Origin of the sequence: Novosphingobium sp. (assembly GCF_049240505.1) — a bacterium.
Taxonomy (GTDB): Bacteria; Pseudomonadota; Alphaproteobacteria; order Sphingomonadales; family Sphingomonadaceae; genus Novosphingobium.
This window is the reverse complement of sequence record NZ_JBMLSM010000018.1, coordinates 18382-27119: the sequence shown is the minus strand read 5'-3', so window position 1 is coordinate 27119 and position 8738 is coordinate 18382. Positions and strand designations below refer to the sequence as shown.

The 8738-nt window shown below is 61.4% G+C and carries 9 protein-coding genes; 1 reads left to right on the top strand and 8 read right to left on the bottom strand.

Annotated features, from left to right (window positions below):
- The coding region (gene istB, locus ACOVQ0_RS02075; RefSeq protein ID WP_421879593.1) for an IS21-like element helper ATPase IstB at nucleotides 1-673 on the top strand (673 nt) is incomplete at its 5' end.
- 230 nt (nucleotides 674-903) lie between these two features.
- Here the strand turns inward: istB and ACOVQ0_RS02070 are convergent.
- From ACOVQ0_RS02070 to ACOVQ0_RS02035, 8 genes are read right to left on the bottom strand one after another with little or no spacing between them, the layout of a single operon-like run.
- Entirely contained in the window at nucleotides 904-1710 is an 807-nt protein-coding gene (locus tag ACOVQ0_RS02070; RefSeq protein ID WP_421879590.1) for a phosphate/phosphite/phosphonate ABC transporter substrate-binding protein, read from the bottom strand.
- Nucleotides 1707-2723: an ornithine cyclodeaminase family protein gene (locus ACOVQ0_RS02065; protein WP_421879587.1), complete on the bottom strand. Its 1017-nt coding sequence runs from the start codon at nucleotides 2721-2723 to the stop codon at nucleotides 1707-1709. The genes ACOVQ0_RS02070 and ACOVQ0_RS02065 overlap by 4 nt, the downstream gene beginning before the upstream one ends.
- 12 nt (nucleotides 2724-2735) lie before the next feature.
- Nucleotides 2736-3920 carry a mandelate racemase/muconate lactonizing enzyme family protein gene (locus ACOVQ0_RS02060; protein ID WP_421879580.1) on the bottom strand — a complete coding sequence of 395 codons (1185 nt, stop codon included), beginning with the start codon at nucleotides 3918-3920 and terminating at the stop codon, nucleotides 2736-2738.
- Nucleotides 3917-4948, bottom strand: a complete 1032-nt coding sequence (locus ACOVQ0_RS02055; RefSeq protein ID WP_421879572.1) for an Ldh family oxidoreductase — start codon at nucleotides 4946-4948, stop codon at nucleotides 3917-3919. The genes ACOVQ0_RS02060 and ACOVQ0_RS02055 overlap by 4 nt, the downstream gene beginning before the upstream one ends.
- Complete coding sequence (locus tag ACOVQ0_RS02050) at nucleotides 4920-5882, bottom strand: oligopeptide/dipeptide ABC transporter ATP-binding protein (RefSeq protein ID WP_421879568.1); 963 nt, start codon at nucleotides 5880-5882, stop codon at nucleotides 4920-4922. Before ACOVQ0_RS02050 ends, ACOVQ0_RS02055 begins: the two co-directional genes overlap by 29 nt.
- Nucleotides 5879-6865 carry an ABC transporter ATP-binding protein gene (locus ACOVQ0_RS02045; RefSeq protein ID WP_421879564.1) on the bottom strand — a complete coding sequence of 329 codons (987 nt, stop codon included), beginning with the start codon at nucleotides 6863-6865 and terminating at the stop codon, nucleotides 5879-5881. The genes ACOVQ0_RS02050 and ACOVQ0_RS02045 overlap by 4 nt, the downstream gene beginning before the upstream one ends.
- 5 nt (nucleotides 6866-6870) lie before the next feature.
- A complete protein-coding gene (locus ACOVQ0_RS02040) occupies nucleotides 6871-7740 on the bottom strand; it encodes an ABC transporter permease (RefSeq protein WP_421879561.1) in 870 nt (289 codons plus the stop codon).
- Nucleotides 7737-8735 carry an ABC transporter permease gene (locus tag ACOVQ0_RS02035; RefSeq protein WP_421879558.1) on the bottom strand — a complete coding sequence of 333 codons (999 nt, stop codon included), beginning with the start codon at nucleotides 8733-8735 and terminating at the stop codon, nucleotides 7737-7739. Before ACOVQ0_RS02035 ends, ACOVQ0_RS02040 begins: the two co-directional genes overlap by 4 nt.
- Nucleotides 8736-8738 lie beyond the last annotated feature (3 nt).

The window sequence follows — 8738 nt, the reverse complement described above, 5'->3', positions numbered from 1 at the left end:
CTGCGATGCCATGACCTTCGAGGAACGCCTCGGCCTGCTCGTCGACCGCGAGGCCGCCGAGCGCGACAGCCGCCGCCTCGCCACACGCCTGAAGTTCGCAGCCCTGCGCCATGCCGCGTGCATCGAGGATGTCGACCTGCGCACGCCCCGCGGCATCGACCGTGCCGTCTTCGCCCACCTCGCCGACGGCGGCTGGATCGGCCGTGCCGAGAACCTGCTGATCACAGGCGCCACAGGCCTGGGAAAAAGCTGGCTTGCCTGCGCCCTCGGCCAGAAGGCCTGCCGGGACGGGCGCTGCGTCCTCTATCACCGCGTCCCGCGCCTCTTCGAAGCGCTGGCGCTCGCCCGTGGCGACGGTCGCTACGCCAGAACGCTGAAGGTTATCGCCCGAGCCGACCTGCTGATCCTCGACGACTGGGGCCTTGCCACCCTCGCCACCAGCGAACGCCGTGACCTGCTGGAAATCCTCGAGGACCGCCATGGCCGCGCCGCCACCATCGTCACAAGCCAGCTGCCCGTCGACACCTGGCACGACGTCATCGGCGACCCGACCCTCGCCGATGCCATCCTCGACAGGCTCGTCCACAACGCCCATCGACTCGAACTGGCCGGAGACAGCATGCGAAAGATCAACGCCCGCCACAAAAAACTTGACCGCGAACCCAACCCCTGACCTTCTGAAAACGTCGGCCGAAACACATGCCCACGCTCATGGAACGGCTGCCCACGATGCTCTGGAACACGCGCCCACGATCGCGTGGAACAGATGCCCACGATCGCTGGAATGCGCAACCTCCTTCCTGTGCGCGACTGCGGCGCACTCTCGACATCCCAATGTACCTCGCCATATTCGGCATTGCAGGGCGACTTGCTTGCCCGAAGTGCCGTAGAGACCGCAAACACTCAGGCAGGAACCGGATAGCCTGCGTTCTTGGCCGTCAAATCCCATTCGAGGGTGAGTGCGTAGTCGGCAAGTTCCATTGGCTGAAAACCAGTGATGAGGAGTGGCTCGGCAAGCGCCGGAAACCAGCTTTGGTCTTTGGCGGCAGCAAAGGCAGCACGCAAGGCTGCGACAAGGCCCGGATCGGCTCCGGCTGACGCAACGAAGGCAGGCATCGGCGCAACTTCGGTGGAGGCGAGCGTTCGAATTCCGGCGGTTAACTCCGGTTTCCAACGCCGAATCAGCATATTCCAATATCCATCGAGTGGGCCAATATCGATGCTGCCCGCCAGAACCTCATCGAGAATGCGCCGCGCCGTGACGAGATTGCCGGTCGCTTGCGCATAGACCTGCGGGCGCTCGGGCGAACGATAGGGCAGCAGATGGTGGCGAAGTGCATTGAACCCGGAATGCGAGTGATCGACAGTCCAGCCGACGCGGCCCGAAAAGGTATCCTCCAGCGTCTCGAATGGCGCGTCGTGGCGCACGATCAGGTCCGAGCGATAGACCGCTCTGCCCGCAGCCCATGGCGCATCGGGGATGGGCGCAGCAATCGGAATGACATCCGCGAGCTGAAGCGCGATCGGATAGCCGCACATGAAGACACAACCGAGGTCCGGTCGTCGCCATAGGGGCTCAAGCGGCTGAGGTGCCGGATAGGCAAGATACTCGAGGTTGGCCCCAACCTCCGCCGAGACGCGCGCAATGATCTCCTGCCAAGCGACCTCCGCTTCGGGCGTTACGGCATACATGCGGGCATTGGCGATCATGCGAAGCGCAGCCTTTGGCCGATCCCGAGCCGCTCGCCTTTGGCGAGCATGGCGTGGCCGAGTGCGATATCCGAGAGTGAAAGCCCGCGATGCCAGAATAGATTGGTCTCCTCCTCGCGCTCGCGTCCGGGCTTCAGTCCAGCGACGATTTGTCCCATCTCTGCATGGAGTGTCCGCTCGGACAATCGACCGGTCTCGACATGGGCCCGCAATGAGCCGAACTTGCCGCCCTTGCACTGGCCCCAATCGTCAACGACCAGTTTCGACATGATATCCGTCAGTGAAAGCTCGACCGCACTCATGGTGCCATAGGGCACAACCAATGCGCCGGGTTTGATCCACTCCGTCAAGAGCATCGGTGCCGGTTCGGGCAGGCGCGAGGCCTCGACCACGATATCCGCGCCTTCAACGCAGGAACGCCAGTCCTTCGTAGCCACCACCCGTTTGCCCAAATCCCGGCTCAAGCGCTCGGCGAACGCGTTTTGGCTCTCGGGCCGTCGGGAATGGACCCTGATTTCATCGAAATCAAATAGCCGGTCCAGCAACCGCACGTTCCAATATGCCGTTCCACGCGCGCCAACATGGCCGAGAACCTTCGAACCTTTGCGGGCGAGATACTTGGCACCGATTGCAGTAACGGCACCGGTCCGCATATCGGTAATGCCGGATGCGTCGAGGATTGCCTTGGGTCTCCCGTCGAACCGGTCGAACAACGTCAGCACAGCCAGTTCGGATGGCAGGTTTTTTTGGTAGTTGTCGACAAAATCGCCGACGACCTTGACGCCAGCCGCATCGATGGAGCCGCCAAGCGAACCGCGCAGGACGTTGAAATGACCGCGCGCCACACCAGGTTCGAGATGCATGCGCGGCTCGATCACCGCTTCGCCCCGCCCCTGCGCCGCCAGAGCATCCTCGATCGCGCCGAGAATTTCATCGTCTGTGATGGCCAGGGCTTCGATGTCGAGGCGGTTTAGGTAAGAGATATAGATGGGCGGCATGCCGTCAGGGATCATGATGGCAACTCCTCAGGCAAGCGGCAGACGGCGGAAACGGCCAGGCCTGTCGGGATCATGGAACTTGTTGAACGGCCCGTTTTCGACGAAGGCCCGATGACAAAAAGCGAGCTTGTCATGGTCGAGCGTCACGCCGATTCCGGGCGCTTCCGGAACGGTCAAGACATTGTTTCTGGGGCGGAACGGCCCTTCTGCGATCACATCCAGCGGCTGCATGTGGAACAGCGACTGCGACGGCTCGCGGATATGCGCATGTGCCGCGGCAAGATGAAGATAGACCGCGCTAGCGATGCCACTATCCCCTGAATAGCACCAGAAATCGAGACCAAGCTGCTCGCAAGCGCCAATAAAGCGGAGCGCGCGACCTATGCCGCCATGAACATTGACGTCGGTACAAAACGCGTCCGGCACGCCAAGCGCGAGAGCCTGCCTGATGTTGGGTGTGTGGACCGAAAAGGGAATGGCTGTGTGCTGACGCAGCTTCGCCATGTCCTCGAATGTGGCCACCGGATCCTCCCAACAGCGGATATTGAGTGGCTCCAGCCTCCTAACGATACGGCGGGCCTCTGTCAGCGAATAGGCCTTGTTCGAGTCGACCCGCAGCACGGCTGTTGCCCCAAGGCGGTCGCGCAATATCTCGACTGTGCGGATCCCTGGCTCTGGGTCGGCGGTCGAGAGTTTGCCTTCAAACATCGTTGTGCCAAATTGCTCGCGCTGACCGAGGCAATAGTCGAGCACAGCTTCCGGTGTCGTCTCTCCGCCCTTTCCATTCTGCAGCTCGCGAAAGGAAAAGTAATCGGTAAAGGCAATCTCCTTGCGATGGGCACCTCCGAAAAGGTCGTAAAGCGGTCGTCCCCACGCCTTTGCGCGAATGTCCCACAGCGCCATCTCGACAGCGCCGAAAGCGCGGATCAGGCCAAAGTCGACATCGGTATAGATGCCCCGCCAGGACGGCAGGCACAGTTCTTCCGCACCAGCAATATCGACGGGGTCCCGTCCGATCAGCCGCGGCGCAAACACATTCGTGATGGTCTGGACATTGGCCGGCGACGGCCCCTCGCCAAGGCCCACGATGCCGTCGGAAGTTTCGACTTCGACAATCGTCTTGGAGAAGCCAGCCAGCGATCCATATGACCACAGATACGGCGCTTCGAGCGGAATATTAACTGGTGTCGCGCGGATGGCAGAGATCTTCAAGGCGCTCGTCCTGTGATCGCAAACAGCAGGTCATCATCGACTGTGACACCTTCAGTCGCAAATCTGTCCCGCATTTGCAAACGCCTGTCTCCCGGCAGCCGTACGCCATCCTCGGCCAACATGGCCGCCAGAACATCCTCGATGCGGTGAAGAAAACCTGGAGCGAAGGCCCCGGGATCGAAGGCGACGAAGAGTTGACCCACGCCAGGCGGCGGGCCGTCGGCCTTCGCATAGGGCGATGCGTCCTTCGAGAAATTCGCGCCGGTCAATGCGGCGGCGAGCAGGTCGATGATCAGGGCGATGCCTGCGCCTTTTGCGCCACCAAATGGCAACATCGAGCCCTTCAGCGCTGCCGCAGCATCGGTTGTTGCCTGGCCATCCGCGTCGAGCGCCCAGCCTTCGGGAATGGTGCTTCCCGTACGCGATGCCTCCACAAGCGTGACTTTGGTGACAACGCTGGTCGCCTGGTCAATCACCAGTGGAGCAGCATCAATGCGCGGTGCCGCGAACGCCATCGGGTTCGTGCCGAACAATGGAATGCGACCGCCCCACGGGGCAATATTAGGCGGAGAATTCGACACTGCCAGCGCCACAAGGCCAGCCTTTGCGATGTCTTCAACTGGATGTCCCAGGACCCCGATCGAGTAGGATCGCGAAATCGCCAGCGTTGCACAACCGTTTGTGCGCGCGGCATCGATCAGCGGCTGAAGGCCGGCATCAAAGGCGGGATGAGCAAACCCGTGCGCGGCGTCGACGATCACCGCGGAGGGTCGCGCCACCCCGACGATCGGCACCGCGTCGCCCTTGACCTTTCCGGTTTTGAGATGTGCGAGATAGGTGGGAAGGTAACCAAATCCGACACTGCGGATGCCGTCGGCTTCGGCTCGCCGGATCGAGCGGGCAACAGGGCGCGCATTGGTCTGCGTTGCCCCAAGCCGGATCATAGCTTCGGCGGCGAGTTCCTCGATCTCGTCCAGAGTGAACGATGTCATTCCGTTCTCAAATCGTTGCGAGCAAAGCGTCCGCATTCAGCGGAAAATGGCATCTCACGCTTCGTCCCGGCGCGGATGCGCGCAGCTCCGGCGCCTCGGATGAGCAACGGTCTTGCGCAACCGGACAGCGCGTGTGGAAACGACAGCCACTCGGCGGATTCACCACGCTCGGAATCTCGCCTTTCACGACAATGCGCTTCTGGCGCCGCGCCGGATCGATGCTGGGGTTCGTCGAGAGCAACGCGACGGTGTAGGGATGTGCCGGGGTCCGGAAGATGGCCGCAGTCGGGGCTTCCTCGACGATCTGCCCGAGATACATCACCGCCGTATGGCGCGTGGTCCGGCGGATCACGTTGAGGTTGTGGCTGACGATCAGATAGGTCAGTCCAAATTCACCCTGCAAATCCAGCATGAGGTTCAGAAGATCGCCTTGCACCGAAAGATCGAGCCCTGCTGTGGGCTCATCGGCAACGATGATTTCAGGCGTCAGTAAGAGCGCACGCAGAATCGCCACGCGCCGCGCCTGCCCACCGGAGACCTGATGGGGGTACTTGGCCAACACATTCTCGGGAAGGCCCAACCGCTTCAAAAGCGCGCTGATCCGCGCGCGCCCTTCTGTCAGCGGCAAGCCATGGATCTTCAGCGGCTCTTCAAGAAGCTGGCCGATACGCATACGTGGGGATAGCGAGGCCGCAGCATCCTGCAGCAGCATCTGGGCTCTGCGCCGGAAGGCCAAGGGATCGCGCGCCAAAATGTCTGACAGCATCTCGCTGCCGATGGCGATCTGACCTGATGTTGGCTGCGCCAACCCCATGAGCACCTTGCACAAGGTTGTCTTGCCGGAACCCGATTCTCCGACCAGACCAATGATGTCACCTTTGCTGACGCTCAGGTTAACACCGTCCAGAGCGCGCACCCGGCCGCCGAAGACAACGTCGACATCCTTGATCTCGATGAAGGGATTGCTCAAACCAGCACCTCTTGCGCTCTGACGCAGGCGCTGGAATGGTGCGGCGATACCGGGGCCAAACGTGGCTGTCCGCCGCGGCACAGCTCCGCAACATGCGCGCAACGCGGCAGGAAGACACAGGCGGTCAACTGTGAAACCGGATCGGGAACCTCGCCCGGGATCGATACGAGGCGACCTTCCCCCTTGTCATCAATCTCGCAGTCGAGGAGCGCGCGGGTGTATGGATGTTTCGGGCGGGCAAGCACATCGTCAACGGGTCCGCTTTCGACAATCACGCCGCCATACATGACGCAGATGTCATCGCACAACTCGGCGACAAGCCCGAGATGATGCGAAATGAAGACGACCGAACCTGAGAACTTGGTGCGCAGTTCCGAGAAAAGCTCGACGATCTGCGCCTCAACCGTTGCATCGAGCGCGGTTGTCGGTTCATCAGCGATGAGCAGGTCGGGCTGCACGAGCAGCGCCATGGCTATCATGATGCGCTGGCGCATCCCGCCTGAAAGCTGGTGCGGGTAGGCATTGAGCCGGAGTGCCGGATCGGCGATGCCCACTAACGTCAGCATCGACTCAGCGCGCTGCAGCGCCTGTTGGCGTGCAATGCCGGGCTCGCGCCGGCGCAACACGTCCGTCAGATGCGAACCGACGGTGAAGAGCGGGTTGAGCGCCGTCATCGGATCCTGAAAGATCATGGCGATCCGGGTTCCGCGGTAGGCACCCATCTCGGACGCGTTCAGCGCAAGCAGATTTGTCCCATCAAGCAGTATCTGACCCGACGCTCGGCTCACATTCGCGGGCAAGAGCCTCAACAGCGCCAGGGCCAATGTCGATTTTCCAGAACCCGACTCGCCGACCACACCCAGGATCCGGCCACGTCCAATATCGAGCGAAAGCCCGCGCAGGATATGCGCCTCGCCGCGCGTGGTTGTGGCATCAATCGTCAGATCACGAATGCTGACAAGCGGAGACGTCAGAGCATCCATGGCGATCAATGCCCCTTGCTCAGGCGCGGATCGGCCGCATCGCGCAGTGCCTCACCAAACAGCGTGAAGCCGAGCGTTGCCACCCCGAGCGAGACGCTCGCGACCGTGACCGGCAGCCAACTGTCTGACAGATACTGATATCCATCCTGGATGAGTGTTCCCCAACTGGATTGCGGCGGCCTGACCCCAAGTCCAAGGAATGACAGCCCCGCCTCGATGGTGATCACCACCGGAATATCCATGGACGCAAGCACCACCAGCGGTCCGACGATATTGGGAAGAATATGGCTCAGGATGATCCTGAGATGCGAGGCGCCAAGGATACGTTCCGCCTCGAGGAAGGGTGCGGTCTTCAGCGTCAGCACCTGCGCCCGCGCGACCCGTCCAAACTGCGGCATCAGCGTGAAGGCAACTATGGCCACAACCATCGTGGTTGAAGGGCCGAACACGGCAACAATCGCGAGCGCGAGAATCAGGCTTGGGAAGGACAAGATCACGTCAAAGATGATCAGCACAATGCGCTCCCAGCGCGATGGCATATAGGCCGCGATGACACCGAGCGTCGTTCCGACCACGACCGCAACCGATATGGCGGCAAGCGCAACACCCATCGCGACGGTCGAACCATGCATCAATCGAGAGGCAAGGTCGCGTCCGAGATGGTCGGTTCCGAGCCAATGCTTTAGCGAAGGCCCTGCGAAGCGGTTAAGCACGTCGATCGCATCGGGGTCATGGGGCGAGAGGAATGGCGCGAAGGCCGCAGTCAGGATAACGAGCGCGACGATGATCATGCCGACGAGGCCAGTCACCGAGCGCGAGACGCGCGCAAGCAGGCCGATGACGCCATCCTCTTGAGTCAGGGTTGCGCTTGTCATGTCTTGACGCCAGAGACGGCCGCGGGCTCACGGCGGATGCGCGGATCGATCGCAGAATACGACAGATCGACAAGAAGATTGACCACCACAACCAGCAGGACCAGCACCAGAACCGCACCCTGGACAATCGGGTAATTGCGACTGGAGATCGCCTCGTAGATCAGCCGGCCAATCCCCGGGCGCGCGAAAACGACCTCGATGAAGACCGCATTACCCAAGACGCGGCCGATGCCAAAGCCCAGAAGCGCAACCGCAGGTATGCAGGCGTTTTTCAGCGCGTATTTGTAGGTGACGAGCGCTTCCGAAAGGCCATAGGCGCGCATTGTGCGCACATGCGGCTCAGCCATCACTTCAAGCATCGAAGAGCGCATCAGCCGGGCGAAGTAGCCAGTCCAGCCGACCGCGATGGCGACGGTCGGCAGGATCATGCGCTTGAACTCATCCCAGAAATCCCCCGTACGCGAGGCGCCGAGCACCGGCAGCCAATCGAGCCAGATCGCAAAGACAAGGAGCAGGAAAATAGCGACAACGAAGCTCGGCATCGCAATAAACGCCACCGACACGAAGGCGAGTGCGTTGTCCATCCAGGAGCCGCGATGGGTTGCCGCATAGATGCCAAGCGGCACGCCGAACGCCACAGACACTGACAGCGCGGCAAAGGTGAGGATCAGCGTATAGGGCAGCACTTCGCGAATGAGGCCGGCAACCGGCCGGCCGGAGACCACGTCAACACCGAGATTTCCGACGAGCATCGCCGAGAAGAAGCGATAAAGACGAATATGGATCGGCTGATCCAACCCCATTTCGCGAATGAAGCGCTCAGAAAGCTCGGGCGATGCTTGCGGCCCAAGCAGCACCCTCGCAGGATCACCTGGCACGAATGCTGTCAGCGCGAAGAGCAGCAGCATCGCACCGAAGATGATTAGCAAGGTCGTGATGAGACGGCTGACAAGATACTGTGCCGTCTCATTCTTGATCAGGCGACTGGATGTCACCAA

Bases quoted from the DNA above. Each gene is read 5' to 3' on its own strand.
- ACOVQ0_RS02045 (WP_421879564.1), bottom strand. From the start codon at position 6,865: ATGGATGCTCTGACGTCTCCGCTTGTCAGCATTCGTGATCTGACGATT.
- ACOVQ0_RS02065 (WP_421879587.1), bottom strand. From the start codon at position 2,723: ATGATCCCTGACGGCATGCCGCCCATCTATATCTCTTACCTAAACCGC.
- ACOVQ0_RS02040 (WP_421879561.1), bottom strand. From the start codon at position 7,740: ATGACAAGCGCAACCCTGACTCAAGAGGATGGCGTCATCGGCCTGCTT.
- ACOVQ0_RS02070 (WP_421879590.1), bottom strand. From the start codon at position 1,710: ATGATCGCCAATGCCCGCATGTATGCCGTAACGCCCGAAGCGGAGGTC.
- ACOVQ0_RS02055 (WP_421879572.1), bottom strand. From the start codon at position 4,948: ATGCGGACGCTTTGCTCGCAACGATTTGAGAACGGAATGACATCGTTC.